This is a genomic window from Stenotrophomonas sp. GQ19, assembly GCF_059758695.1.
Map to the genome: position 1 here is coordinate 884,758 of NZ_JCAXES010000001.1, position 26,083 is coordinate 910,840.

A 26,083-nucleotide genomic window follows, 5' to 3' on the forward strand; every position below is an offset into this window, starting at 1 on the left:
ATGCGCCAGCCTACGCCAGCGCATCCTGACCGCCCTGCACGCAGCGGGAGTGGGCGCCGGCTGTGGTTCGACCTGCACAGTTGGCTCGGCCTGAAGCTCTGCCTGTTCATGGGCTTTGTCTGCCTCACCGGCACGCTGGCGGTGTTCTCGCAGGAGATCGACTGGCTGCTGCACGCCCCCATGCGCGTGGCCGATGGGGGTGAGCACGCCGGCTGGGGGCCGGTCATCCATGCCGCGCAGGCGGCACATCCGGACTGGGAGCTGGAAGGCATCTCCGCCGGCCACACGCGCCTGTTCGCGGCGCGCGCGCAGATGCGCCTGCCCGATGGCAAGCGACGCTTTGTCTGGATCAACCCCTACACCGCGCAGGTGACCGGCGACACGGGCTGGTTCAATACGCAACGGCTGCTGCGCAACACCCACCGTCACCTGATGCTGCCGGTGGCCTGGGGCGTGCCACTGGTGGCGGCGCTGTCCATCCCGTTACTGCTGTCGCTGTTGAGCAGTCTGTACATCTACAAGAAGTGGTGGCGCGGTTTCTTCAAACGGCCCGATCCCTCACGACCGCGCCGCCTGTGGGGCGATGTCCATCGCCTGGCCGGGGTGTGGTCACTCTGGTTTCTGCTGCTGATCGGGTTGACCGGGGCGTGGTACCTGATCGAATCCCTTGGCGGCGATGCACCGGCCGCGCCGACCATGCGACTGGCCAAGGGCGATGACCGCGCTGCCGCCGTAGATCCGGCGGCCGTGGACGCTGCGGTGCAGACCGTCCGCCAGCAATGGCCCCGCCTTCACATCCTCGGCGCCATTCCCGCACGCGATGGCGGGAGCATCCTGTTCCTGGGGGAGGCCGAGGCCTGGCTGGTGCGGGAGCGGGCGAACAACATCGCCGTGGACCTGCATACCGGGCACGTGATCGGCATGCATGACGGCCGTGCGCTGGGGGTCCATCAGCGCATCGCCGAAATGGCCGATCCCCTGCACTTCGGCAGCTTCGGCGGTTGGCCCATCCGACTGCTCTGGTTGCTGGCCGGCACGCTGTTGACGGGCCTGTGCGTCACCGGCGTGTATCTCTACGGACTTCGCACAGTGGATTCGCTGCGATCAGCAGCCAAAAGGCGGCAGACATGAGTCATGAAAAGCTACCCGGCCCCTGGCGCACGGCGTGGCACGGCATGGGTCGCTGGCGCTGGCTGTGGCTGGCCCTGCTGCTGGTGTGGGCGTCGCTGGTGCCGCTTGAGGCCATGAAGTAGCGGTGCTCACACAGCGCCATTGCTCGACAGGATAAGCACGCGCATCGGCCGGCCCTCGGTCCACGTCGGTTGCCGGTGCGCTGACCCGCTGGCATAGGCCCTGCCACGGCCGTCAACCGAACGGGGCGGCAACGCATCGAATCAATCCCATCACGGCTAGCCAGAAATCCGACACGTTCGGCAGCAAGAACTGGCCAGGGAAGAATGACCTCAGGGTTGGTCCCTGGTCGCCTGGAGAATGACGGTGAACTCGCCTGGCTCCTTGAAGTCTGCCGCTACAAAACGCAGACGTAAGGACCGCAGCCGCCATTCGCGCAGTGGTGCGAAACACCACTGGCAAGCAACGAGCACCTTGCCGACGTGTCGCCGATGACCATTCCGGCCGACGCGCCGCGCGACATTCTGCGTCACCCCCCTGACCTGATGCGTCAATACCATGACCCGCAGCGTCACCCATACGTCGCGCGCGCCGCAATGGCTGCTGTAAAACCGACGCCCGTCCTGAACATCTGACAGCGCAGATGCAAGGCACTGAATCCAAACGCCCACTGCGTTCGTACAACGGTGGCTGTTGAGCGAAACACGGAATGAACCCCCGTGGGTGCCCTTGACCATCCCCCCTTCCTGCGACCGAGCTCCGATGTGCCCTCCAGTTACCCCAGAAGACGAACGACGGGCAGCCCTCAGCGCGATGCAGGTCGCTGACGTAGACACAGTACCGTCGCTGGACCGAATCACGCGCCTTGCGAGCTATGCCTTCAACGTACCTGTCGCGTTCGTCTCCATCCTGGGGGATGTGAAGCAGCGCTTCGTCTCGCAGATTGGATTGCCGGTGCAGGAAACAAGCATCCGCGCCTCCATCTGCGCGCACGCGATGACGGCCAATGGCGTGCTTGTGGTCTCCGATCTGATGGCCGATCCGCGCTTCCAGAACAATCCGCTGGTCACCGACGCGCCGCATCTTCGCTTCTATGCAGGCGCCCCCTTGATCGCAAAGAACGGGGTGGTCATTGGCGCGCTCTGCATCATGGACAGGGAGCCCCGCGACTTCCCGCACATCGACCAGGAGCAATTGTCGGCGCTGGCGCACCTTGTGATGGCACAGCTGGAGCTGCGCAACATGTCCGGCCGCCTGGATCCTGTCAGCGGCCTGCCCAGCCGCCACCAGCTCCATGCCGACTATCCCGGGATCCTCGCGCGCACGCCATCCGGAACACGCTACGCAGTGGCGGTAGATGTCCTCGACCTTCCGCGTGCGACGGAGGTAGGGCAAGTACTCGGGCTGCAGCCCATGGAGGTCCTGATCCGGCGCGCCGGCGTACGGCTGCGCGCGGCCCTGGAGGGGATTGCCACGATCTACCACGTGGGCGTCACCCAGTTCGCGTTTGTGGTCAACGTGCCCTCAGCCCAGCACCTCGAATACCTGATTCTGGAGCTGAGGGACAAGATGCTGCGCCCGCTCATGGCGGCTGCAGTTCCCATGTCACCGAGCTTCCACGCCGGCATCTGCGCTGTTGTCGATGACGATCAAAGCAGCCACGACCTCCTGCGCAAGCTGCTTGTCAGCGTCCACGGCGCGTTCGATGCCCGCCAGTCATTTCTCTGGTACTCCGAAGGTCGCGACGCGCAGATTCACCGTGGCTACCAGCTTGCGTCGGACGCGAAGCAGGGACTTCTCGATGGCGACTTTCATCTCGAGTACCAGCCGCGGTTCGGCGCCCAGGGGCTCAAGCCGGTCTCGGTGGAAGTGCTGATTCGTTGGACCCACCCTACTCTCGGCGCCATCAGCCCCCGCGAGTTCATACCGATATTCGAGCGAACGGCATTGATGGACCTGGTGACGGACTGGGTGCTGGACAGTGCGCTGGATCAGCTTCAGGCATGGCTGGCGCAACGGCGGCAGATTCCCCTGTCCATCAATATCTCCAGCGGCTTTCTCTCCAGCGTTGGCGCGTGGGACACCATCGCCGAGAAGCTCTCCAGCAGGGCCATCCCGTTCTCGATGATCGAGTTCGAGATCACCGAGGGTGAGTGGCTCATCCCGAACTCCACTGCGGTTGGACAGATTGCCGCCATGGCAGGTGCTGGGGTCAGAATATCCATAGATGACTTCGGCAGTGGCTACAGCAACTTCAGCTACCTGTCCGACCTTCCGGTCCACACGATCAAGCTCGACAAATCGCTGATCGATTACGTTGCCACGGATCCGCGTTCGAGAGCCAAGGTCTCCGCCATCCACCACTTGGCCCATGAACTGGGCTACCTCACGGTTGCCGAAGGTGTCGAACGCCAGGAGCAGCTCGATGTCCTGAAGGGCCTGGGCTTTGATCAGATTCAGGGCTACCTGCTAGCCGCGCCTGCGCCCGCCCTGAAGGTAGCGGAGCTGTTCGAGCCCGTCGCCGAGCACGTCAGTCCGGCGGGCCACGCTCAGACGCAGAGCGAAAAGGTGACCCCCATCCAGCCGCACCGTTTGATCGCAAGTGAGTTCGCACCACGCCAGCAGCGCGTTGCACGTCGCACCTACACGTAACACCCTCCAGGCAATGCGTTGACATGCAGCACTGCAGAAACGAACACCCACCTCCCTGACTCGTACGTTCGCCTTAGGACTCCACCATGCAATTCGTAAGGAATCTGCGCATTGGCCAGCGCATGGCACTCGGCTTCGCTGCTGTCATTGGCCTGATGGTCATCATCGCCGTCATCGGAATCCATAGGGTCAACCTTATCGAACGGGACCTCCATTCGATCAACGAGGTCAACAGCGTCAAGCAGCGCATGGCCATCAATCTCAGGGGCAGCGTGCATGACCGCGCCATCGCCCTGCGTGACGTGGTGCTGTCCGATGACAGCCAGGGTAGGACGGAATCCATTCAGGGCATCGACGCGTTGGCGCGTGACTACGCAGCCTCTGCAGCACCCATGTCGGCGATGCTGGCCTCAAGCACAGATGCCAAAGAGACCGCGCTGTTGAAGCGGATCGAGACCAATGAAGCCAACGCGCTGCCGTTGCTCTCGCGTGTCATCGCGCTGCGCGATGCGGGCGATTTCGAAGCGGCAAAGTCGCTGATGCTCAGCCAGGCCAAGCCGGCATTCGTCGCGTGGCTGTCATCGATCAACGCATTCATCGACCTGCAGGAATCAAAGACCGCCGCCACGTCCTCGCAGCTGACGGCAACGACGCGTGGTTTTGCGATGCTCATGATCGGCGCGACGCTTCTGGCATTGGTGCTGGGCAGCCTTATTGCCGTCGCGTTGACGCGCAGCGTGGTCCGCCCGATGGGCATGGCCCTACGGGCCGCAAAGGATGTCAGCGAAGGCAGGTTGGATACCCCGCTGGTCTCCGATCGACGCGACGAAGCAGGCCAACTGCTGCTCGCCATGGAGAAGATGCGCCAGCGCGTCAGAAGCGTGATCTCTGACCTGGGGGAGATGACCCATCGGCACGCGCTTGGCGAGATCAGCCACCGGATGAATCCCGAGGCTTATCCGGGCGAGTTTGGTGTCATGGTCAGCGACACCAATGCCATCGTTGCCGCGCATATTTCCATCAAGATGCAGCTGGTGCGTTTGATTGGCCGCTACGCTGTGGGCGACCTCTCCGGCGACATGGAGCGACTTCCCGGCGAGAAGGCGATCATTACCGAGACCATGGACCAGGTGAAGGCCAACCTGTCCTCCATCAGTCGTGACATACGTGAGCTCACGCAGGCGGCGTCCGAGGGAGACTTCTCGGCACGTGGCACGCCCAGCGACTATCAGTATGACTTCAGGACCATGGTGGAGAACCTCAACGGCCTTATGGGCATTGCCGAGCAGAATCTCGCCGACCTCTCCGCATTCCTCAACACGGTGGCCTCCGGGAACCTGGGCGCGCGCATGGAGGGAGACTTCAGGGGCGTGTTCGCCACCATGGGCGCGGATGCAAACAAGACCGCGACCAATCTGGCCGATATCGTCCGCCGCATCCACAGCGCATCGGAGGCCATCACTGGCGCAGCGACCGAACTGTCCAACGGTAATCGGGACCTGTCACAGCGAACCGAGCAGCAAGCCGCAAGCCTGGAGGAAACCGCCGCGTCGATGGAGGAGCTGACCTCCACGGTCAAACAGAACGCATCCTCTGCCGACGAGGCCCATCGCCTGGCGATCGAGGCCGCGGCGGTCGCCGGCCGTGGTGGTCGGATCGTGGGTGAGGTCGTGAGCACGATGGCCGGCATCGAATCCTCTTCCCGGCGGATCGCGGAGATCACCTCGGTCATCGACAGCATCGCCTTCCAGACCAACATTCTTGCCCTGAACGCAGCCGTGGAGGCCGCACGTGCGGGCGATCAGGGCCGGGGCTTCGCGGTGGTGGCATCGGAAGTGCGCAGCCTGGCGCAACGGGCGGCCAGTTCGGCCAAAGAGATCAAGGACCTCATCGATGATGCCGGCGCAAGGATCGCCGAGGGCTCCACCCTTGTCACCACGGCAGGTTCCACAATGGACGAAGTGGTTTCAAGCGTTCAACGGGTCACGAGCATCATGCAGGAGATTTCGTCCGCGTCGCGGGAGCAATCGTCCAGCATCGAACAGGTCAACGGGACCATCGGCCGTATGGATGAGACCACGCAGCAGAATGCGGCTCTGGTGGAAGAAGCCGCCGCAGCGGCCACAGAGCTGGAGACTCAGGCGTCTGGGCTTCGCGAGGCGGTGTCGGTGTTCAAGATCGATAGGGCGATAGCGCCTCGAGCTACGGCACCTTACCTGCGTGCTGTCGCTGCCCAGTAGCGTGAAGAGCGAACACCTCGCCTACTGACCATGGCGACCTGCCATCGTTCACTATCAAGGGCCGCTCCGGAGCGGCCCTTGATGCTGTATTGGTCAAGGCGGTTCCCGGCTGGCAGCGCCTCGTGAACCTCGGCGCGACTACAGGTTCAGCACCTTCTGCAGCTTCCGGGCGATCCACCCCCTGAAGACCAGCGGGGCATCCAGCGCGCAGACACAGATGCAGGCGACACCCGGGGTCGTCACGGGCTGGTGCTCCACATCTTCGCCCAGGTCTGCCGCATCCCCGGGTGCGAAATGCCCAAGCGCGTCATCGTAGGCCCCTTGGAGAATCTGCGTCAGCTCACTGTTTCCGTGGCTGTGCATGGGCAGGGATTTGCCGGGGGCTATCTTCATCATGATGAGAGAAGGAAGGCCGGGTGCCCTGATGCAGTGCACGCCAGGTGCCATCCAGTTCCATTTCAGTGACCGGTAGGACGATCCAAAATGGGGCTGAAGCGCTGCAGGCAGACGGTCCACGTCATCGCGTGCGGGCCTCTCCCCCATGGGGGAGAGGCCTTGCTCGCCTCTCGAAGCGGGAATGCGGTCGAGCTTGTCCACCATCGCCTGGCGCAAGGCGGCTTGCGTGTCTTTCCCGGGCACGGGGCACGCCTGCTGATCCAGGAGCAGGCCACCGATCCTTTCAGCCAACCGCAACTGCTGACGGCAGTGGCCGCACGACTCCATATGGGCCGACGCAACAACGGACATCTCAGGGCCCAGTGAACCCGCCGCAAAACCCAGGACGGTGGCCGGATCCAGATGGTGACGGGGACTCATCGCTGCTCTCCCATTGATGACTGAAGCTGAAGAAAGGCACGGCGTATGTGCGACTTGACGGTGCCTAACGGCATGCCGAGTTCTTTGGCAATCTCAGTGTGGGTTTTTGCTTCGAAGTAGGACATGCGAATCAACCGCGCTTGTGCGGCAGACAGTTCGCCCAGGCACTGCCTGAGCCGCACCTGTTCAGCGTGCAGCTCCGCCAGAGAATCCTGTTGAACGTCGTGCTCCGCGGCCTGGTCCACGACATCCTGGGCATGCACCCATATGTGTTCACGCCGGACCCGATCAATGTGCAGGTTCCGGGCGACGCGATAGAGCCAGGTGCCCAACCCGCTTCTAGCAGGATCGTAACGCTCGGCGCCATTCCACAGCTTGAGCATCGCTTCCTGGGCCAGGTCTTCTGCGACGACCGGGGGGGCCCCCAACCCACTCAGGTATCGGCAAAGGCGCGGCATGAAATAGTCGTAGATCCTCATGAAGCAATCGCGATCCTGGCGTCTGGCCACGCCATCCATTTCGGCGACCCATTGCTTCAGCTCGTGGCTTTGTGAGGGAGGAACGGAGATCATTCGAGCAACCTGAAAAGGGCGATGTCCGTGGCGCGAGGGGCGCTGCCTGGATGGCAGTCAACGGCCGAAGGAGCAGCGCATTCGAATTCAACCCCTTTATACGATCAGGACGCCTTTCTGGATGCAGCTGAATGGGACGGAATGACGGTCAGAGCTGTCGTCTTGTTCACATCCATGAACTGCACCCCACCTCCCCCAATGGCAACCTGACTGCGCAATCAGTGTAATCCGTTGATCCATGGCTGGTGGCCTGGTGCCCGAGCGTTCGGCCGTCGACCAGCGGCCAGTCGCCGCGACCTCTGAGCGCGCACATTCGGTGCTGTCGCGCCCCACCGCGGACAACCAGTATCCGTTCGAGCAACTTACCGTGAGAGAGTCATCCGTCGATCAACCCCTGCCCCACAGCCACCTTGATCAATACCAACCAAGGTATAGCGTCATCACTCCCCACGTGTCGATCAAGCCGTGCGCCAACACGAGCGACCAGAGGTTGCGTCCAGATCGGAGGTAGGCAAACCCAAAGAGTGCACCGACCAGACCGGTCACGACGATCCCCGACAGCCCTTGATTTGCATGCATGAGACCGAAGACCAGTCCGCCAGTCAACGACGCGAAATATATGCGGCCGGGCAGCAAAGCGAAGAGCACGTGAAGCTGGTGCATGAGGAACGCGCGAAAGACAAGCTCCTCGCCGACTGCTGCACTAAGCCACGCGCCAGCAACAAGCGTCATTGCAGCAGGCAAATTGCCAAGCAAGGGCCCGTAGCCGCTGTAGTCGGCCTTCGTGTCCGTCAGCTGATCCACGAGAGGTTGAATGAGCGGGTCGACAAGGCCAACAACAATCCCGACCAGCAAGGCCATCCACACCAGCGTTTGGCCGAAAGATCGCAGGTGTAGCCCGCAAGAGGATGATGAGCGCGTCTCCATCCAAACCAACGTCACGCCTAGCAGACCGACCAGGGGCATGCGCCACGGGAATGGAAGCCACGGGAAATATGACAATGCAAGCACACATGCCACCAGGAGCAGCCTGATGGGCATCGCTATGCGGATGTGCGGGCTTGAGGGCACTGTCGAATCAGAGGTGTTCTGCATAGGGATTCTTCGTGTCTAAGGTCGGTCGTCACCTGGGGAGCCGTCTCAGTCCCGTGGAGCGACTAACGCCACAAGGCGTGGAAGTGGTGGACAGGGCCCTGCCCCTGGCCTACGTCGAGCTCCTGAGCTGAGCTTATAGCACCGCTTAGATAGGCCTTCGCCTCCCCGACTGCATCAGCTACAGGCATTTTGGGAATCAACGCGGCAAGTGCCGCAGATAGCGTACAGCCGGTTCCATGCGTGTTTCGCGTGGCGATCCTCGGGGCGTTGAAGGTCCACCTCCCTCCATTTCCGGCCAGCAGGTCAGTGCTCTCATCACCCTTCAGGTGTCCACCCTTCAACAGCACCCACTCGCTCCCAAGCTTCACCATTGCATCCAGGGTGTGATGCATCTGCTCAATGCTGGCGGCCTCGGGCACACCAAGCAAGTCGCTGGCCTCGGGCAAGTTGGGAGTGACGATCGTGCATAGCGGAAGCAGCTCATCCCTCAGCACCGCAACCGCGTCTTCCTCCAAGAGGCGGTCACCACTTTTGGCCACCATCACTGGATCCAGGACAATAGGGCACGTGGCACGCTCACGGAGCGTCTTCGCAATAGCTCGGGCAACGCCCGCGTTGGCAACCATGCCAATTTTGATTGCATCCACGCGCACGTCATCGAAGACAGCCTCAAGCTGCGCCCGCACGAAATCGGGGTCAAGTGCTACAAATCGCCGGACACCTTGGGTGTTTTGGGCGACAACGGCAGCAATGACGGTCATGCCATACGCACCCAGCGCTGAGAACGCTTTAAGGTCTGCTTGAATGCCGGCGCCGCCGGTGGGGTCTGTTCCTGCAATGCTCAAAACGTTGGGGATCACGTGTTTCTCCAAAAACCCGGTCAACCGCAGAGCCCGAGAGCTTAGCGCTCGGCCTGCGCAGGGTGAACTGCCTATTCGTTCACTTCGACGCGGGGAGCGAATCACGGTCACTTTTCAGTGCCGATCGCAGGAACCGGATGACAGCCGCACCCCCCTCGCGATCTGCGCGCGCATAGCCCGTGGGGGTGCCGCCCACTTGCAGGTAAGGACCCAGGTCGTGTCGATAGGAGGTTGGCTGCCAGAACGGGGAGATCAAGTGCCCGGCATCACTGAAATAGACGATCTCGTCCGACTTATCACGATGATGCTTCGCCAAATAGCGACTCGCCACCGCCGCCATCTCACCAGAGAAACCAAGCCGATCGTCTCCAGCCGCCACGAGCATGAGCGGGCCGTTGATATTCTCGATCGGCAACATGGCAGATTTCAACGCCGACTGCGCCGTAGCGTCTTCCTCATCAAGCCATCGCGAATCCTCCCTATACGGCAGGAAGGGCAGATCGTTCCCCTTCAACGTCAGACCGGGCTCATCGACCGCACGGAAGTCAGCCGGTGCGATATCGCGCCGTATGCCGCGGAAGGGCGCGGGACTTCCCACTATCGAGACCACGGCGCGCAGGCGCTGATCATGCGACGCGGCCGCCATGGCAATCGTGCCGCCCCAGGACCCTCCCAACACACCTATTCCAGACGCGTCGACGTAGCTTTGCTCTTCCAGCCAATCCACAGCCACCGACACAGGATCAATCGGAACCCGCACGAGGTCCTTAGGCAAGCCAGGCATGCGGTAGTAGGCCACTGACATGGCCAAGAACCCATGAGAGGCAAGCCAGGCGGCATACATGTTTGCGCTCTCAATGCCACCCTCGGAGCCACCGAGCGTAATGACGACGGGATGACGGCGGCCGTCTGTCAGCACTCCCCTGGGTGCATAGATGTTGGCGACCAGGCCAGGAGACTCCACAGTGAACGCGGAGACGTCTTCGCCGTCGATCCAGCGGCGGAGTTCGACGGTTTCCGCGACGTTTCCTTCAATAACCATTTCGAGCGTGAAAATCGCAGGCTCGAATCGCAGGTCTCCATCCCTCCTTTTGATGGGGAAAGGCGAAGGTCTTCCTGGACCGTCCGGCTTCATCGACCAGAACAGCCCGGTCTGATCGACTCCCGTATAGCTACCCGCCTCGGCGGCCGTCGTCGAGGGGTCAACCCTGCCTTCCAGATCCGCTCGATAAACCGCGTTGGAGCGCCAGCGGGTGCCCTTTGAGTCACGCATGGCCAGCCTGAGCTCAACGACATCCGTGGGCCGCACGCCTGAGACAGACACCCCCAGTGGCGCGTCAGCTCGACTGTCTGCCGAGATGATGTTAAGCGTCGCGGCGTAACTATTGGCGTAAGCCAAAAGAAGCGATAGGAGGGCGAATCGACGCATCGAGGTGGCGCTCTGAGGGAGACCTCAAAGCGTGCGGGCAGGACGCATCCCTGAGACGGACTTTGGCGTGAGCCGTGCTCCACGTGGCACCAATCGTGCAGACATCTACGGCAATCGCGGCAAACTGGCTTCGAGCTGTGTTCGGAACTGTCGACTGACCCGAAGGATCGTGCCGTCAGTGAGTTCCAAGAGAGCGTCCTGGTTTCGCGCGGAACGAAGTGCTGCGATGCGCCTTACATTCACCAATGAGGATCGGTGGATACGGAGAAACCCACTTGGTTCCAACGCCTCCGCAAGACTTGCCATGCTATCGCGGCGCAAATACGTATCCTTTCCCACATGGATGCACACGTAATGGCCAGCTACGTCGACATAGTCAATGTCTGCCGGCAACAGATAGACCGTCCGATCGCCCGATTGAACCGCTAGACGCACGGTGCGCTCGACCTTTCCATCGAGGCGCTCCCGGACACGGCGCATGGCCAACTGCAGGCGATCTGGGTCCACCGGCTTTAACAGGTAATCCAACGCCCCGGTCTCGAAGGCGCGAACGGCGTGTGCACTGTATGCGGTGATGAAGACGATGTGCGGCACCAGTTCCTCAAGATGCTGCACGAGATCCAAGCCGCTGCCATCCGGCAGCCCGATATCGAGAAGAATGAGATCGACATCTCCAAAGTTCGCGCGCTCAAGCGCAGCTTCCAACGTTGATGCCTCCCCTACGATCGTGACGTCAGGTTCGCTCGCCAGCAACCGAATGAGTCGCGCTCGCGCAAGAGAAATGTCGTCAACAATCAGCGTGCGAATCACGGTTGATAGTGTTCCATCAGCGGGAGACGGATTGAAGCAATGAACCGATTCTTCTCACATTGAGTCGTCAACGATGCCCCCGCCCCGTGCGCCAGTACCAATCGTTTCCTGAGGTGGTCCAAGCCAATGCCCAGACCGCCAGATGAGCGCCTGTTGACCGAGTTCACCACACTGATGACAAGGTCCCCGTCTTGAAGGTTGGCCCCAATATTGATCTCGACTGCCCCGTCAGTATCCGCGCCGTGTTGGATGGCATTCTCTAAAAGCGGCTGCAACACCATCGAAGGGACGGATGCGTCCCAAGCACCGGGCTCGATCTCCGCAACGAACGTAATGTTGCCGGATAGCACCTGATGCAATTCGATGAACTCAGCGCATGCCCCAATCTCGTCCCTCAAAGCCACCGCAGGAGCGCTTTCCAGCAACGCTCGAAGCAAGTTTGCGACATGACCCAAGGCCCGGTCAGCTTTGGGAGCATCATGATATCCAAGCTCGCCGATGGCATTGAGCGCGTTGAAGATGAAGTGCTGGTGTAGCCGTGATCTCAATGCTTCTTCGTTCAAACGCGCCAGAAGGCTCTCTCGCTCGCTTTTCAGGGCCGTATGGGCCAACAGCTGCCCTACCCCCATGACAGCCAGGTAAAGCGGTATGGCAAATAGAGCGGTGGCCACCAAAGCACGCTGACTGCTGCGCAGATCCAACTGCCCTTGCCCAGCAAGTCCGAACATATTCAAGACGCCATGCCCCAATCCCCAGCCCGCCCCTGTTAGAAGGGGAATCGCTAGAAGACCGAACAATGCAACCCAAATCAGGTGGTAAGCAGACCGGCCAGCTCCGATGATCCATCGCTCTGAGAGACCGAACAGCATGGGGGTGGCCAATGCCCATGGCGTGTAGCTGCCGACGAGAAACAAGAAGGCATGCAGGATATCCGAAGCGCTCCGCGCGCCATCTGATGGGCTCGTCAAGACGACGGCAGGTGTGTAGGCAAACGCGAGCACGAGCCAAGACAGCCCAACCCAACGCCATCGAACTCTCAAGATGGACTGATTGCCAGGCATTCAAGTGTTCAAAGACGTGGGAGTGGTGTTCGACTTGGTCAAAGGAGCCGCAGGGATCGAATCATCCAAGCCATTTTCTACTCCCCTAGACAGAATGCAAGAGTAAGCCATGGCACTCCAGGAAGTGGATATGCCCGGCTCTTCATGACGACTCATCGCCAAGCAACCAAGGACAATCAAGCCGAGCGCAGGGAGCATGCTCGTCACCGTCACTCTATCGCCGGGCTTGTCTTTGTCGCCGGCACCTACGCTCTGGACGATGCCGGATTGGCCGGCGCGCTTTTGGTCCACCTGCGGAGCCGCGTCGCACGTCACATGGCAACCTCTACACAGCCTCTGACCTGGTTGAGGGCCATCCATCCGGGATAGCCAGCGTACTGCCCCTTCTCCTTTTCGCCATTCGGGCTGATCCCCCTGCCACTCAGGGGGGAGGACGGCTAGATGTGAAAGGCCGGACCCGCCGAGACCGTCGCCGAGCTCACCCTGACCCGAAGCGCAATGAGCAGGCTGGCCAGCAGCATCACCACCGCAGCAACGGTGAGGACGGCAACGATGCCCCCAAGCCCGAACACCAGGCCACCCAAGGCGGCCCCCGCCGCGATGGAAGACTGCACAGCAGCGACCACCATCCCGCCGGCACTCTCGGCCTGATCGGGTACCGCACGGGCGACCCAGCTTGACCAGGCAACGGGCACGCCGCCGAAGGCCAGGCCCCAGAGCGCGACCAGGATCGCCAGCCCGCCCACGCCCACCGGCAACAGGAGCATGCCGAGCGCGGCTACGCCCACCAGGGCAGGCATGACCACCAACGTAACTTTCAAACTGCGCTCCATGAGCCAGCCGGCCAGTAGGGTGCCAACGAAGTTCGCCACACCGAATCCGAGCAGAATCAGGGCCAGGCCATCGGCGCTCATCTGCCCCAGGCTTTCCAGCGTCGGGCGGATATAAGTGAAGAGCGCGTACTGACCGGTGTGCGCCAGAACGCAGCCGAGCATGCCCACCGCAACGCCCGGCCGGCGCAAGAGACCCGCCACCGACTCCGGAAGCGCCGCCTTGCGCGGGGCCATTCGGGGCAGCGTGAACCACTGGAACGCAAACGTGAGTCCACCTACCGCCGTCGCCGCCCAGAAGGCGCTGCGCCAGCCCAGCAGCCCGCCGAGGTAGCTCCCCAACGGAACGGACACCACCGTGCCCACCGCAATGCCGCTGAAGATGATGGACAGCGCGCGAGGCACGCGCTGCGGCGGCACCAACCGCATGGCCACGGCCGCCGCCATGCTCCAGAAACCGCCCAGCGCGACGCCCAGAAGGACGCGCATCACCAGCAGGACGCCCATGCTGGACGACAACGCCACCAAGGCGTTGGACAGGATCATCAGCCCCGTGAAACTCAACAGCACCAGGCGCCTGTCGATCGAACGGGTCAGCCGCGGCACCAGCAGGCCAGCGAACAGGGCCACGACCGCAGTGACAGTCACCGCTTGCCCGGCCAGCGCCTCCGACACCCCCAGGTCCGCTGCCATCGGCGTCAACAGGCTGGCAGGCAGGTACTCGGCCGTGAGTAGCCCGAAGACACCCATGGCCAGCGAAAACACGGCCACCCATGCCGACGAAGACGGCTCCCCGCTCTCCCGGGTCACAGAATCAGGCGCGCCTACGGCATCCACTACGTTATTGCTCATCAAAGATCCCAGTGCATTCGTGCAGCCGAGAGTCTAGGGAGCCATGCCAGGATGATCTATGATTGTCCAACCTGTCTTTTTGATCGAAACCCCGGGTCGTCTCAATGAGCCACGCTCCACCCCAGCCCACAGACCTGATCAGCGAGCTGCTGACCGGCATGCGGCTGCATGGCGTTCAATACCGACGCATTCAAACCGGGCCGACCTTTGGGCTTGGATTTCCGCCGAAGCCAGGGCATGCCTACTTCCATTACCTGGCCGTGGGCACCGCGATTCTTCGCGGCGCGGACGGCAGCCAACACCTTCTCTCGGCCGGGGATGTCGTGCTTCTTCCCCGCGGAGACGGCCACGCGTTGCTGTCGGGCGAGGACCATCCCGTCCAGTGCCTGGAAACGATAGACGCCGCCCCATTGGGTGACACGGTGAGTGGCATAGACACCTGCCCGAGCACCCATGCCGTACCAAGCGCCGTGCTCTTCCACGGATGCATGGTGGTCGATCTGGGTGGCATGCAAGGGTTGAGCAAGGTGATGCCGGCGGTGATGTTGGCCGATGGCAACGGCACTCAGTTTCCTGGGCTGTTGCCGATGATCGACGCGATGAAGCGCGAGGTGTGCTCCGGACGTATTGGCTTTGCAGGCATACTCGCCCGGCTGGCGGATGCCGTTGCCGCCATGATCGTCCGCGACTGGGTGGAGCGCGGTTGCGACGGCGCATCCGGCCTGGTCATGGCCATGCGCGACCCGCGTCTATCACTGTCGTTGCTTGCCCTGCACAGGGATCCTGGGCGTGACTGGACCGTCGAAGCGCTGGCTGCAGAATCCAACATCTCACGTTCTGTCTTTGCAGACCGGTTCCAGACCGTCATTGGAACCGCGCCCCTGCGGTACGTGACGGAGTTGCGCATGCAGTTGGCGAGTCAATGGCTGACACACCAAAGCCTGTCCATCGAGGTCGTGGCAGAGCGCCTGGGCTACGCGTCGCAGGCAGCCTTCAGTCGCGCCTACAAGCGCGTGATGGGGCACTCTCCTGGGGCGACTCGGCGCGGGCGCGCCTTGGCTTCGCCATAGGGGTCCGTTTGGGGTCAGTCGCTCAAGCCGCCTGAACGTCGTCAGCGGGCTGCAGCCGGTTGGCGATCCCATCGAAGCGCGCCGCCTCTGTTCGAAGGCGATCGGCGGCAGCGCGTCGACTCGCCCTCGCCCGCCAGTCGCCACCCCGCTGCAGGTCCAGTGCGTCGGCCTGCAGCCACAGCGAAGCCGCCCGTGCGCGCGCCCAGCGCGCCTTTCCGATGTCTGCTTTCGTCATGGGTCCATGGTGAATACGGGGCGTCGCATGGCGAGATACGGAGGCAACGCCGGCTGACTATCGTCCTGTCGCCTGACCAGGAACGGCCTGCCGGTGCCCAGCTGCTTGCGGTCCAATCGGTGAGGCCGCCTGACGTGATCGCCCAGCCATTTGGTATCTTGGGCGCCAGCTCTGCACAGATCCCGACCCCCATGCCCCGCAAGACCTCGAACAATCCCTCCGCGTCGCTGCTGGACCTCCCTGCCGGCGCGATCCCGCTAGGAACAGCAACGGACAAGGCACTTCTCAGTGCAGCGACCAAGGAAGCCTACAAGCGCGTCAATGTGCTCCTGAGCGCTTACTTCGAGGATTTCAGCCCAGCGCAGCAGCGCAGGATCCGCGAGGCGATCGGAGTGAGCGCCAGTCCGAAGCCACCTAAACAGGCCAAGGCTCCCAAGGCACCCAAGGCTCCAAAGGAAGACCTGCCGCCCCGGTTCTGGCTGCCCTTCAGTGGTGAGACGTGGTCTGGACGTGGACGCCCGCCAGCAGCCTTCCTCGCCTGGGAAGGCACCGTCGCCCATACCGAGTGGAAGAAGCGGCACCCCGGCGAGCGATTCCCGACCTACCCGGGCTGATTGCGGCTGCAAGAGCGCAGGCGTTCTCCAGCGCCAGCGTCTTCCTTCTCCGTCCAACCCTTCAAACAGGAGCTGGAAATGACGCCTCTCGACAAAGCGATTCGTAGAGAACTGCAGGTCGGCGACGACACGTACACACTGACCATCGACCCGAGCGGGCTCAAGCTCGTGCTGAAGGGGCGGAGGAAGGGGTTGGAGCTGCAGTGGACGGAGTTGGTCAACGGCGACGCCGCGTTGGCTGCAGCGCTTCAGGCATCACTTGCGGCGAAGTGAACCCAGGCTGGCGATCAGATGGCGCGATTCTCGATCTATAGCGGAATGATGTTGGTTGGCTACTCGTCGCTGGAAAGTGGCGATCCTCCCATGGGCGTTGCTTTCGGCCAGTTCGAGCCAACCCCTGGGTATCTCGCCATTCAAAACGAGTGCCGCACAAATCACGTCGACCAGTCCGGCTTGACCCTTTCAGTGAAAACCGAAGCAGGCTTGGTTGTTCCATCCATGGCAATCGCCATTCTGGACTTCACTGAAGACCTTCTGCCTGATTGCATCGAGATCAGCATCCTCGGCATTCCCACCGCTTTTTATGACGCGTTGTTTCCTGACCATGTGATCAAGTACGCGCACCAATTCGTCAGGTGAGGCGCTCAGGAACTCAGCACAGGCTGCCTCAGACCAGGCTGGGCCGTATCTGAGCATGAGGTGTAGGGTGGGAATTTTCGGATGGTGAGCGCTACGCGCTGGAGTCTGCGCAGAGTGGAGACCCGGATGTTTCTTCGACCATGGCCAGTCTTGGATGCCCAGAGCTGTGTTCGGCAGGCGCATTTGCTGGGCATCTTTCACCTCCTTCCTTGGGTGCAACAAATCTACGCCCTGAAGAGTAGCTCAAAAAAATCTGCCACCTTTCTCCTCTATCCCGACTAAATCAGTCCAGCATTGGGAGAACATACTTGGCTATGACCTTTCCATTACGGATAACCACGTAGGAATAGGCGTGCCCAGACGTACAGTAGAGCGAACGAAGTTCGTCGCCATGCTGCATGCCAGCGATCATGCTTGTCCACTTTGGATCTTCTTCGAGATTTGGATAAAGCTGCCAGCGACGCCCTATATCCAAGGCGTCACTTGGAAGCAGCGGAACAGATGCTCGACAGCTGGGCATGCCTAGTTGCCGAGTGAATGACCTCGACTCCTTCTTTGGTGGGCTCGAGGAGCTGCACCCTGAGACGCACACAGCAAACGCAATGAGGAGAATAAGGCATCCTACGCGCAACGGAATGCTCCACGGGCATGCGCCATTTGATTGCATCGGAAGCATCATTGAAAGGTTCCTGATGCTGCATGTTATACGCGCCATTGGTCCAACCTCCATTTGGCACCCCAACTCTGGAGTATGTCGCGTGAAGAATTTCGTGACCAAAGGTATGGCCCGCACTTCCTGATCCGCCGTCCGACAAAGCCCGACCAGTGACGAAGGGTTCGTTTGATCAGCCGGCAGTCGAGCACGGCCTGAAGGTCAGTAGGGACGCGCTGGAAAAACGACCAGCGACTGGCCGATGTGCGTCTCAGATGATGGGGGATGCGCATGCGAGTGTTCCCTCGACATGCTTCCTGCCTTCCAAACCATCCAACTCAGTTAATTTACGTTAAAAGCAATGAGTTAGAAGGGTTTGGCGGAGAGATAGGAATCAGTGGCGGAGAGAGTGTCCCTTCTCCGAAGCTCCATCAAAAGCCATGGAAGCTCTGAAACCCCCACAGCATAAGGGGTCCGACGTCACCGTTCGTCCAACCAGAGCTTTTCAAATACGTTCAGATCCGCTAACCTTTTTGATAGTCATTTTGTGAGTTGGATACTATGGCTTCCATCAATCGCCTGACTGCCCTATCCGCGTCACGCCAGAACAAAGCAGGACTCTACTGCGATGGCGGCGGGCTGTATCTCCAGGTCACCAAGGCAGGCGTCAAGTCGTGGCTGTTCCGGTATATGCGAAACGGCAAAGCAAGGGGCATGGGCCTGGGCCCATTGCATACCATCACCCTAGCGGAAGCCAGGTCGAGGGCCATGGACTGCAGAAGAAAGCTGCTAGATGGCATCGACCCCCTTGATGAGAAGAACGCTCATGTGGCGTCTCGGAAGGCTAAAGAGGCAACCTCTCTAACTTTTGATCAGTGTGCCACCAAGTATATCGCTGCCCATCGCAGCGGCTGGAAGAACGCGAAGCACGCCTCCCAATGGGAAAATACATTGGAGACCTACGTCACCCCGGTGTTCGGGAAGTTGCCAGTGGACTCGATAGACACAGGGTTGGTCATGAGCGTCTTGGAAGGCATCTGGACGACCAAGACAGAGACCGCCACCCGTGTCCGGAGCGGAATCGAGTCGGTACTGGACTGGGCAACTGCACGCAACTATCGAACAGGAGAGAACCCTGCGCGCTGGAAGGGGCATCTAGATCACTTGCTCCCTCATCGATCAAAGATCCGAAAAGTGAAGCACCACGCTGCCCTCCCCTACAGCGAAAGCGCGGAGTTCATTGAGACCCTTCGATCAATGGACAACGCCTCGGCCAGGGCATTCGAGTTCCTGATCCTGACTGCGACACGCACCAGCGAAACGCTCGGTGCGCGCAAGAGTGAGATCGATCTGGTCACTGGCGTGTGGACGATCCCAGCGGAACGCATGAAGGTCCCAAAGGAACATCGAGTTCCGTTGTCCTCTGAAGCGCTGCGTCTCGTGTCACGAATCATCAGAGATGAGGGGGATGGTTCCGAGTTCGTGTTCAAGGGGGCAAAGCCAGGAACCCACCTGTCGAACACAGCGCTGCTGCAGTTGCTCAAACGCATCCAACGCACCGACCTGACGGCGCATGGGTTTCGTTCCACTTTTAGGGATTGGGCCAGGGAAACCACGGACTATGCGAGGGAGGTGGCTGAAGCAGCGCTTGCCCATACGATCAGCGACAAGACAGAAGCCGCCTACGCTCGGGGAGATCTGTTCGACAAGCGCAAGTCGATGATGGAGCACTGGAGCCAGTTCCTCACCTCAGCGCCCCCCAACTGCAAAGACATGACCAGCTCGACACCGTCCTAGCGCGCGACAGTCCGCGGATGAAGTCTGTCCCCCAGCTTTGTCTGTGGCCCCCTTTGCCCCCGCTACTTTCGCGAACTAGGATCGCCACTCGCCATCAAAAAAACACCCGTAATGGTGATGTTTGGATGTTCGATCAGCAATGGGAGAAGCACCCGCTCTGCAGTGACGCCGGCCCACTGCCCCTGAAGGCCACCGAGACGAATTAGCTCGATCAATACGGTGTAAGTACGCGCAAGCAGATGCGCCGAGTCCATTTTTTCAACCATCATCAGCCACACATCTCCCGATCTCGGGTATGTCCGGAACATTTTGAAGATGGCGTACGTGACAGGCTCGATGATGCCGACACCCCACGCTGGAACGAATGTGCCGTCGTTCATCTCGTGAGAAAATAGTTCGTATGAGGCTGCAGTCGTACCAGGACGACGCAGCGCCACTACGGACTTGGCAACCTCCATCAACACTATCATCTGAGGAAGAAGCCCGATCTGCCCCCCCCTCAATGGCTGCGCTGCCAGCACATGTGAAAGCGTAATCCAAGGTAAGGTGTTGTCGCTGTAGTATCCTGGAGACACCTCATGCGTCTCCGCATCGCCCACTTCGTCATCACGCACGTCGATAGTCTTGATAGCGAATCGAGTTCGTGGCGAGCTCACACCTTGGACAGGGGATTGCGACAGAAGCTCACGGCATATAGGCGTCGGGTCGACACCTGATCGAATCAACGAAACGATTGCGCGCGCGGCGATGATCTCGCCCATTGGCAAAACTTCCGCTGCACTCATCAGCCATTTCATAGCATCTTCTATGTCGAACTCAACTTGGCAACGAAGGCGATCGGCAATAACAGATGCAAGTTCACTTACCAGCATCTCGTAAAAGCCGATTCGGAAGACAGGGAGATCCTCATAAGTGCGGTACTTAAGCGCCCCACAGTCTGCCAAATATTTCCTAGCCTCAGATGAAAGGTTCTTCAAGGCTTCATCACGAAGCAGGAAGGCATTAGCTGCCTCTATTTCCATCTTGTCCGACCGACCAGCCCGAAGATAGTCGTCGAGCGTGACCCTAGCCAGTTCATGATAATGCCGCCTTAGGGCGGCGTCATCGTAACGTTCACGCACATAGCCTATAAAGTCGACACCGAGCAGCGGCGGGGCTTCGACTGCACACGATTCATCCACGGGGATACGATCCATAGCACTGCAGATAACCGATCTGAGGATCCATGGGCGCCGGTAATCATCGGAACGAAAGCTCCCCTCCATCAATGTAACCCCAAGGCGCTTTGCAGCAAACACCGCGCGCTCGAACTCATCATCCTGCAGTGATTGGACCATGACTCGATCGCACAACCTCCCCAGAAGAGAAAGCGACCTTCCGTTACGAGACTTGATGACACCGTCGACCAATGCATCATCCATTGCCGCTACCACGGAGAACCCTCCATTCTTGGCGAGCCCAACCAGATCCTCCAGCTCCCTTTGACTTGCTTCACTAGTGTTCAAGTATTGATCAATGATGATTACCAGCTTCATCTCCTGATCCCGCGCTAGACGCTGAAGCCAGAAGCGGGCGTCCTCAACCGTGAATGGCCAGTTCACCGTTCTCGCCAGCGCATCCGCCAAGCACTGAAGGTAGCCGCCACCCCCATCCTCCAAATAGAGCGGCACGAAATCATCGCTTTGCGCTGCGACATTAACCAGCTCCCGAAGGACATTGCTCTTTCCAGTGAGGGGCTCACCTTCAAGGATTATGAAACAGGAACGTTCAAGCGCCTCGATCACAGCGCCTGTTGCTTCACGTGGGATCAAAAAGTCCCGTGCAAAGGGGACGTGACTGTCTCTCAGCTCACCAGAAAGGGACTCCATCTTCTCCGCGGTGCTTTCCTTCACCACGGCGGACCACACACCACACACCGTGCCCATCAGCGTCTGCGCAGCCTTTCTTACATCATCGGTGGCCAGCATGAGTACGTTGTTGATCAAGCTATCAAGCTGGATCTCGTCACTGCTGACAGGAATCCACTCCTGCCCTGTGTAAGTGCAGTACTGCTTAGTGACCTCTCCATTTGAAACCACCACTAGCGGCGCAATCGGATCCAGCATTCGCGCATAGGAAATTCCTTGCAATCTATCTGCGTCTTGAAGTTCAAGCCCTTTCCGCTTTAGCTCTACGACCGCAAGAGCGCGCCCCTTGTGGAGGAGAACAATATCCGCACGCCCTTCTTTAGTCCACGACTGCGCCCCATCGATATCAACCAATGCCTTGCCAACATGAAATTTGAACCGCATCTGATGCTGTATCTGAACATCTGCGCCGGGAAATGCTCTTGCGATAGCGGCATGCACGGATGCCTCCAGATCAGCCTCTGTTGAGTGCTGGGTCGGTGGATTTTCGGACATCAAATATCAACTCCACTTTCATATTTGTATGACGGGCAGGACTTACGGCTCCCGCTGATAGCCGCTCGGAGAGCTAGGAATTAAGCAGGTGGAAATTCGCCAAGGCCACATCTCGGTCAATAGTCGACGCCCTGTTCCATCTCTCCCAGCCATGAGTAGATTCCAGAAAGCGCCATGAAGACGCTATCCATCACTTCGCCAAGGTGGCGCACGTTGATGTGCGTCAGGTCTGGCAGGGATAGCTCACCCTTCTTTGACGTGGCGTACCGAAATGCGAACGACTGGGGGTCCACTTCATCCAGTTGTCGAATGAATACCTCTGTTGCGACCACTTCTTTATCATCGCTGGGTACCCCCACGCTAATGAGAAGACTGCGTAACTCCCCCCAAAGCGGCATCAAGCCATGGCCATGGTCAGATTTCGGGTACTCATCTGCCAGCCTCCTGGCAAGTGGAAGCATCAGTTTGAGCTGCAGTTCCAGTCCCTGGCGGTATAGAAAGACCAGCGGATACACCACGCTATCTAAGCTGGCTCGACGTTGAGACAGAGCAAAAAGCAACGCATCAGCCGCGTCCTTGTACCCCGTCGCATAGAGATCAGCAGGAAAACCTGTCCAACCCAGCATGGCGTTGTTCTGCCAGTCCTCCCCCTTGACGAACAAGCTCCGACCAGAAAATGCGGACGGAAATCTGTGGTCATCCGTCAAAGTTGGGTCCAGCAAATGGCCTTCTTCCTCGGTCATGACGCCTCCATTCAAAACTCGTCTTGGGATTAGAGCACGAAGCGAACTCTGTCAGCATGGCCATAAGCATGCGCCAGCTGGCATGCATCGCTTCGCCTACGCGACACCTTCCAAACCAAGGCATTCAGACTCATTGGTCGAATCCTCGCCCCCCAACCAGATGGCATACAACCTGCCCACCTTCTCGGCTCCATGCTCATAGGCGTAGAACGTTGAGACAAACGAGAGAGGGGTTCTGCGCAAGTCCTGCTTCTCCCCACCAAGGCGAGGTTCCTGCCAACGACCATAGGTGTCAGCTGACCCAGCAACGAATCGCTTCTGCAAGTTCTTCTCGATTGCATCTCGGTTCGACAGCAGGTGAGAGCCATTGCTTTCTGGAAAAACAACTGCGGCTAGCGAGTTCTCTTGCGCGATCGTTACAACCACATCAAAGAAGGAATCGACGATCGATGACTCTGTATGTGTTGCAAGCATTTCGTCCATTGGATTGATGGCCCGTATGACCAGGCATTTCTTGCTCGCATGCAACTCTGGGAGGATCTGAAAGTAGACCAGCGCCATCCCTGCCAGACTTCTTCGAGCCTGATCAAAGACAACAAGATGAGCCTGCCTGGACTCCTCCCACATTGCCGTGTTGTCACGCGAACACAAGGTCGCTGCATGCTTGGCAAAAAAAGCGGCCGGGTGCTTGGAAACCACTCCGACAAGATTCGTTGCTGTATGTTCTGTCCTGTCCCTTATGAACTTGCCTCGCTCACGAGCCACCCATCGCAGGCATGCCTCCAGAACATTCGACCGCACCAGAGCAAATGCATCATCAAGTTGCTCTTTGCCACTGCCCGAACGGGTGTTCTCAGAACCCACGAGCCGCTCGGCCAAAAACCTAGCGTCGCCATCATCGAAGCGGCCAAGGAATCTGGCAGCATGTTTATCCAAGGCGTCGGTCAGATCGCTATCAAACAACCTGCCTAACTGCTCGATTCGTTCGAATGTCTGCGCGCCCTCATCTGCCATCTGCGAAGCAGATTCAAGCCCGCCTGAAATCCACTCCGCGATCACGGAATCGTCGCGTGCGGCGGCCAGCAACACACCAACATGGGCACTGAGGGACCATGGGTCACGAGCGTTGTCGAAAACACGCTTGGCCCTCAAATGTTTGCATGCTTCGGAGATGGTTTGGTTGTTGGACAAAGAAAACTGCTTGGCGAAGGCCGCTGCCTGCGCAAGTGCGAGCAGGCTCTGGCGCTCAAGCGTGCCGTTCAAGCGCCGAAATGAGCGCTGCCAAGTCATGGGATATGTGCCTTGTAGCTTAAGCCACGACAGATCGGCCTGGTTATTGATTAGCCTCGGCCAGAGAGATGTCAAAGTAAAAGATGAGGTCCGATACAGCATTGCGATTGCATCGACCTCCAACTCATCTAGTTGTGGCCCGGCGGGCCCACCTCCCGACAGAAGTCCATGTACCAGTGGCTTGAGCCTGTCGAGGGTGGCGTGAAGTGCCTCTTGTCCTTCCCACGCATGGCGGAGCACGCTGCTGAGTAGGACGCCCCCGGTTTGCTCCAGAATGATCGGTAGAACGCCGAGTAGTGCAAGACGCTCGATAGCTTCCTGTTGAGAGTACCGTTGCTGATAGGCGCCCCTGACTGCCTCGACAGCGGTAGAGGGCCGCTTTCCGATGATGGTCTCCACCCGCTTACTCACAGCAGAGTAGATCTGGCCCTCGTTCCCAGATAGAACACTGAAATTGTTGCGCGTGTATGCATCGTCAAGCAGCAACTGTGAAATCTCATCATTCCTGCGGCCAACGCGCAGCGACTCTATCCCTCGCGCTTTGTAGTACCACTTCTTGAGAGCCTGAACAGTCCTCAGATCGCGCACCTCGACGAGGTAACTGAGCATTTCACGTCCAAGGTGAACGATGGGAAGCGCCTGCTGCAGCGACCTGAAGTCATCTAAGTCCGTCGCTTCCTGAAGATAGCAACAAGCATCTATGTGACCACCTGAACCAGCCTGCCGAACCCAGTCAGCGACGACATCTGGGAGTGGTTGACCACGGACACTGTCAACAATGCTCAGCCATGCATCGACATCGTCAACGCTAAGCTTTTGGTAGCAGTCCTGAAACGAGAGCACACCGGCGCCGGATACGTAGCTGTGCTTTGCAAGTACAGACAGGAATGGCTCAACCTTTTCAGGGCCTGACAGGTAACCCGTGCACTGCGAAATCTGCTCAATACTCAGTCCAAATGGAGGCGACGCAAGGAGTTTGAGTTCATTGATGGACCGTTTTTCCTGATCGTCCTCACCTACGCAGAGGATCAATGATTGGCACTGGGCCAGTCCCAGCAGGTCGGCCCCCAATGACTTCAATGCCAATGCGAAATCGACCGGAAGTTTCTGATGGGAATCCAGCAGCCTGCTGAATCGCGCGATATCAGCTGAACTACTCGCTCCCAACGTACGCAGAACATAGGTCCAGCTCTCTGTTGACGCACGCCACAACAGCTGTCCTACTGCCTCGAACACTGAACTCAGCTCTACCACCCCGGCCGCTCTCAAAGCTGTCAGATTGGTGTCGAGCTTCTGCGAGTTGAAGAAATGCATGTCGTACTCGAAGATCGTCGCGATCTGACCTCGATCGACCTCGTGATCAAGTAGCACGCGAATCATCTGCCTAGCTTGCCGCTTGTAACCACGAGCAGCAGCGGCACTGACGCCATACGACTCTTTCTTACGCCCAAGCCGACTGAGCTCCTGCCTTGTACGGACGACTCCCTCCTGAACCAACATCCATGCGAGTTCACCGTCCAGTTGGAAGTTTCCGTATCGAGCCATCGCCACAAGTTCAGGCATTTTTTCCAGATCAAATCGTCGCGCGATTTTGAGCCAGTTATTGTCCAGGGACCGAGCGCCGTCTAACTCAGGCCACGAGTTTGGCAAAGCCAATCGTCGAAGTAGAAGGTCCAGCGATGGAGAGAAACCTACAGGGCCGGGAAAGATTGAATGCCAGGCAAATTCAGGGGCGATCAAATTGTCGAATATGTACCGGCGCCCCTCATAGGTCTTCACTTGGACCAGTAGAACCCGGGCCTTCCGCGCCCCAAAGATCGTCGGAACGAAAAACTGCCCAATTGATCGCCATATCGAACAGTCTCGCGGGTCGAGAGATAGGTTGTTGGGGATGCCAAGTGCACGCCTCACATGGCGTTCATCTTGGGGATCTTCAGACAGTAGCTCTGCCACCAAGTGACGAACCGCTTCACGAAACTCCGCAATCTGCTCACGGCGACGCGAATAGGAACGAGATCCCTCACCCTCACTGTAGTAACAACTCGAGGCGCAGGGCGTGCCTGAATCGCATCCCGCAACAATGCGCTCTCGAAACGCACGGTAATCATTCCGTTCCCGATTGACTAGACCGTTCAAAGGCCCTCCCTCTCCCTGATTCTAAAGCATATTAGAATACTGCCACATTGCCACTATGCATTACTTTGGCAAGTGTCGAATCCGCCAAAATCACGCGAGGTGCGGCACCAACCATGAGAACTCAGATCCGCCTCAATGGCAGTACATGCTTTGAGTT

The 26,083-nt window shown here is 59.5% G+C and carries 22 protein-coding genes; 9 read left to right on the forward strand and 13 right to left on the reverse strand.

Features of this window, described 5'->3' with window-relative positions; translation table 11 throughout:
• The gene (locus AC6CHL_RS03785) at positions 1-1,131 is read left to right on the forward strand and encodes a PepSY-associated TM helix domain-containing protein (protein ID WP_498293419.1); all 1,131 of its coding nucleotides are present in this window, start codon (positions 1-3) and stop codon (positions 1,129-1,131) included.
• Positions 1,128-1,253, forward strand: coding sequence for a hypothetical protein (locus tag AC6CHL_RS03790; RefSeq protein WP_280512940.1), 126 nt, complete (start codon positions 1,128-1,130; stop codon positions 1,251-1,253). The genes AC6CHL_RS03785 and AC6CHL_RS03790 overlap by 4 nt, the downstream gene beginning before the upstream one ends.
• A 210-nt stretch (positions 1,254-1,463) precedes the next feature.
• On the opposite strand, the gene AC6CHL_RS03795 is transcribed toward AC6CHL_RS03790, so the two are convergent.
• A complete protein-coding gene (locus tag AC6CHL_RS03795) occupies positions 1,464-1,868 on the reverse strand; it encodes a hypothetical protein (protein ID WP_185753484.1) in 405 nt (134 codons plus the stop codon).
• A gap of 76 nt (positions 1,869-1,944) precedes the next feature.
• Here AC6CHL_RS03795 and AC6CHL_RS03800 point away from each other — a divergent pair, with 76 nt between their 5' ends.
• Positions 1,945-3,783 (forward strand): EAL domain-containing protein, encoded by a 1,839-nt coding sequence (locus tag AC6CHL_RS03800; protein ID WP_498293420.1) that lies wholly within the window; start codon positions 1,945-1,947, stop codon positions 3,781-3,783.
• Between the two features lie 86 nt (positions 3,784-3,869).
• A complete protein-coding gene (locus AC6CHL_RS03805) occupies positions 3,870-6,023 on the forward strand; it encodes a methyl-accepting chemotaxis protein (protein ID WP_498293421.1) in 2,154 nt (717 codons plus the stop codon).
• 138 nt (positions 6,024-6,161) lie between these two features.
• Here the strand turns inward: AC6CHL_RS03805 and AC6CHL_RS03810 are convergent, their stop codons facing one another.
• From AC6CHL_RS03810 to AC6CHL_RS03845, 8 genes are all read right to left on the reverse strand, one after another.
• Entirely contained in the window at positions 6,162-6,839 is a 678-nt protein-coding gene (locus AC6CHL_RS03810) for a ChrR family anti-sigma-E factor (RefSeq protein ID WP_038687764.1), read from the reverse strand.
• The gene (locus AC6CHL_RS03815) at positions 6,836-7,411 is read right to left on the reverse strand and encodes a sigma-70 family RNA polymerase sigma factor (RefSeq protein WP_038687762.1); all 576 of its coding nucleotides are present in this window, start codon (positions 7,409-7,411) and stop codon (positions 6,836-6,838) included. The genes AC6CHL_RS03810 and AC6CHL_RS03815 overlap by 4 nt, the downstream gene beginning before the upstream one ends.
• A 414-nt stretch (positions 7,412-7,825) precedes the next feature.
• On the reverse strand, positions 7,826-8,377 hold the full coding sequence (locus AC6CHL_RS03820; protein ID WP_038687760.1) for a CPBP family intramembrane glutamic endopeptidase: 552 nt from the start codon (positions 8,375-8,377) through the stop codon (positions 7,826-7,828).
• A gap of 191 nt (positions 8,378-8,568) precedes the next feature.
• On the reverse strand, positions 8,569-9,366 hold the full coding sequence (gene thiD, locus AC6CHL_RS03825) for a bifunctional hydroxymethylpyrimidine kinase/phosphomethylpyrimidine kinase (protein ID WP_038692057.1): 798 nt from the start codon (positions 9,364-9,366) through the stop codon (positions 8,569-8,571).
• A gap of 79 nt (positions 9,367-9,445) precedes the next feature.
• Positions 9,446-10,795, reverse strand: a complete 1,350-nt coding sequence (locus AC6CHL_RS03830) for an acyl-CoA thioesterase/BAAT N-terminal domain-containing protein (RefSeq protein WP_051598780.1) — start codon at positions 10,793-10,795, stop codon at positions 9,446-9,448.
• A gap of 105 nt (positions 10,796-10,900) precedes the next feature.
• The gene (locus AC6CHL_RS03835) at positions 10,901-11,605 is read right to left on the reverse strand and encodes a LytR/AlgR family response regulator transcription factor (RefSeq protein WP_038687758.1); all 705 of its coding nucleotides are present in this window, start codon (positions 11,603-11,605) and stop codon (positions 10,901-10,903) included.
• Complete coding sequence (locus tag AC6CHL_RS03840) at positions 11,602-12,606, reverse strand: sensor histidine kinase (protein ID WP_038687756.1); 1,005 nt, start codon at positions 12,604-12,606, stop codon at positions 11,602-11,604. The genes AC6CHL_RS03835 and AC6CHL_RS03840 overlap by 4 nt, the downstream gene beginning before the upstream one ends.
• 497 nt (positions 12,607-13,103) lie before the next feature.
• A complete protein-coding gene (locus tag AC6CHL_RS03845; RefSeq protein WP_498293422.1) occupies positions 13,104-14,348 on the reverse strand; it encodes an MFS transporter in 1,245 nt (414 codons plus the stop codon).
• 104 nt (positions 14,349-14,452) lie between these two features.
• On the opposite strand from AC6CHL_RS03845, the gene AC6CHL_RS03850 reads away from it, so the two are divergent.
• Positions 14,453-15,418: an AraC family transcriptional regulator gene (locus AC6CHL_RS03850; protein ID WP_498293423.1), complete on the forward strand. Its 966-nt coding sequence runs from the start codon at positions 14,453-14,455 to the stop codon at positions 15,416-15,418.
• 22 nt (positions 15,419-15,440) lie between these two features.
• Here AC6CHL_RS03850 and AC6CHL_RS03855 read toward each other — a convergent pair whose 3' ends face one another.
• The gene (locus tag AC6CHL_RS03855) at positions 15,441-15,653 is read right to left on the reverse strand and encodes a hypothetical protein (protein ID WP_498293424.1); all 213 of its coding nucleotides are present in this window, start codon (positions 15,651-15,653) and stop codon (positions 15,441-15,443) included.
• Positions 15,654-15,844: 191 nt separating this feature from the next.
• Here AC6CHL_RS03855 and AC6CHL_RS03860 point away from each other — a divergent pair, with 191 nt between their 5' ends.
• The 4 genes from AC6CHL_RS03860 to AC6CHL_RS03875 all read left to right on the forward strand — a co-directional run bounded on the left by AC6CHL_RS03860 (position 15,845) and on the right by AC6CHL_RS03875 (position 19,355).
• Positions 15,845-16,267, forward strand: a complete 423-nt coding sequence (locus AC6CHL_RS03860; RefSeq protein ID WP_498293425.1) for an H-NS family nucleoid-associated regulatory protein — start codon at positions 15,845-15,847, stop codon at positions 16,265-16,267.
• 78 nt (positions 16,268-16,345) lie between these two features.
• Complete coding sequence (locus AC6CHL_RS03865) at positions 16,346-16,540, forward strand: hypothetical protein (RefSeq protein WP_259203111.1); 195 nt, start codon at positions 16,346-16,348, stop codon at positions 16,538-16,540.
• 18 nt (positions 16,541-16,558) lie between these two features.
• Complete coding sequence (locus AC6CHL_RS03870; protein ID WP_498293426.1) at positions 16,559-16,906, forward strand: hypothetical protein; 348 nt, start codon at positions 16,559-16,561, stop codon at positions 16,904-16,906.
• A gap of 1,213 nt (positions 16,907-18,119) precedes the next feature.
• The gene (locus AC6CHL_RS03875; RefSeq protein ID WP_498293427.1) at positions 18,120-19,355 is read left to right on the forward strand and encodes a tyrosine-type recombinase/integrase; all 1,236 of its coding nucleotides are present in this window, start codon (positions 18,120-18,122) and stop codon (positions 19,353-19,355) included.
• A 62-nt stretch (positions 19,356-19,417) separates the two neighbouring features.
• Here AC6CHL_RS03875 and AC6CHL_RS03880 read toward each other — a convergent pair whose 3' ends face one another.
• From AC6CHL_RS03880 to AC6CHL_RS03890, 3 genes are all read right to left on the reverse strand, one after another.
• A complete protein-coding gene (locus AC6CHL_RS03880; RefSeq protein WP_498293428.1) occupies positions 19,418-21,757 on the reverse strand; it encodes an ATP-binding protein in 2,340 nt (779 codons plus the stop codon).
• 116 nt (positions 21,758-21,873) lie between these two features.
• Complete coding sequence (locus AC6CHL_RS03885; RefSeq protein WP_498293429.1) at positions 21,874-22,500, reverse strand: hypothetical protein; 627 nt, start codon at positions 22,498-22,500, stop codon at positions 21,874-21,876.
• A 96-nt stretch (positions 22,501-22,596) separates the two neighbouring features.
• Positions 22,597-25,569 (reverse strand): hypothetical protein, encoded by a 2,973-nt coding sequence (locus AC6CHL_RS03890; RefSeq protein WP_498293430.1) that lies wholly within the window; start codon positions 25,567-25,569, stop codon positions 22,597-22,599.
• Positions 25,570-26,083: the final 514 nt, after the last annotated feature.

Coding starts and splice junctions, on each gene's coding strand:
- AC6CHL_RS03785 (WP_498293419.1), top strand. CDS start 1: ATGCGCCAGCCTACGCCAGCGCATCCTGACCGCCCTGCACGCAGCGGG.
- AC6CHL_RS03790 (WP_280512940.1), top strand. CDS start 1,128: ATGAGTCATGAAAAGCTACCCGGCCCCTGGCGCACGGCGTGGCACGGC.
- AC6CHL_RS03795 (WP_185753484.1), bottom strand. CDS start 1,868: ATGGTCAAGGGCACCCACGGGGGTTCATTCCGTGTTTCGCTCAACAGC.
- AC6CHL_RS03800 (WP_498293420.1), top strand. CDS start 1,945: ATGCAGGTCGCTGACGTAGACACAGTACCGTCGCTGGACCGAATCACG.
- AC6CHL_RS03805 (WP_498293421.1), top strand. CDS start 3,870: ATGCAATTCGTAAGGAATCTGCGCATTGGCCAGCGCATGGCACTCGGC.
- AC6CHL_RS03810 (WP_038687764.1), bottom strand. CDS start 6,839: ATGAGTCCCCGTCACCATCTGGATCCGGCCACCGTCCTGGGTTTTGCG.
- AC6CHL_RS03815 (WP_038687762.1), bottom strand. CDS start 7,411: ATGATCTCCGTTCCTCCCTCACAAAGCCACGAGCTGAAGCAATGGGTC.
- AC6CHL_RS03820 (WP_038687760.1), bottom strand. CDS start 8,377: ATGCCCCTGGTCGGTCTGCTAGGCGTGACGTTGGTTTGGATGGAGACG.
- AC6CHL_RS03830 (WP_051598780.1), bottom strand. CDS start 10,795: ATGCGTCGATTCGCCCTCCTATCGCTTCTTTTGGCTTACGCCAATAGT.
- AC6CHL_RS03845 (WP_498293422.1), bottom strand. CDS start 14,348: ATGAGCAATAACGTAGTGGATGCCGTAGGCGCGCCTGATTCTGTGACC.
- AC6CHL_RS03850 (WP_498293423.1), top strand. CDS start 14,453: ATGAGCCACGCTCCACCCCAGCCCACAGACCTGATCAGCGAGCTGCTG.
- AC6CHL_RS03855 (WP_498293424.1), bottom strand. CDS start 15,653: ATGACGAAAGCAGACATCGGAAAGGCGCGCTGGGCGCGCGCACGGGCG.
- AC6CHL_RS03860 (WP_498293425.1), top strand. CDS start 15,845: ATGCCCCGCAAGACCTCGAACAATCCCTCCGCGTCGCTGCTGGACCTC.
- AC6CHL_RS03865 (WP_259203111.1), top strand. CDS start 16,346: ATGACGCCTCTCGACAAAGCGATTCGTAGAGAACTGCAGGTCGGCGAC.
- AC6CHL_RS03870 (WP_498293426.1), top strand. CDS start 16,559: ATGGCGCGATTCTCGATCTATAGCGGAATGATGTTGGTTGGCTACTCG.
- AC6CHL_RS03875 (WP_498293427.1), top strand. CDS start 18,120: ATGGCTTCCATCAATCGCCTGACTGCCCTATCCGCGTCACGCCAGAAC.
- AC6CHL_RS03880 (WP_498293428.1), bottom strand. CDS start 21,757: ATGTCCGAAAATCCACCGACCCAGCACTCAACAGAGGCTGATCTGGAG.
- AC6CHL_RS03885 (WP_498293429.1), bottom strand. CDS start 22,500: ATGACCGAGGAAGAAGGCCATTTGCTGGACCCAACTTTGACGGATGAC.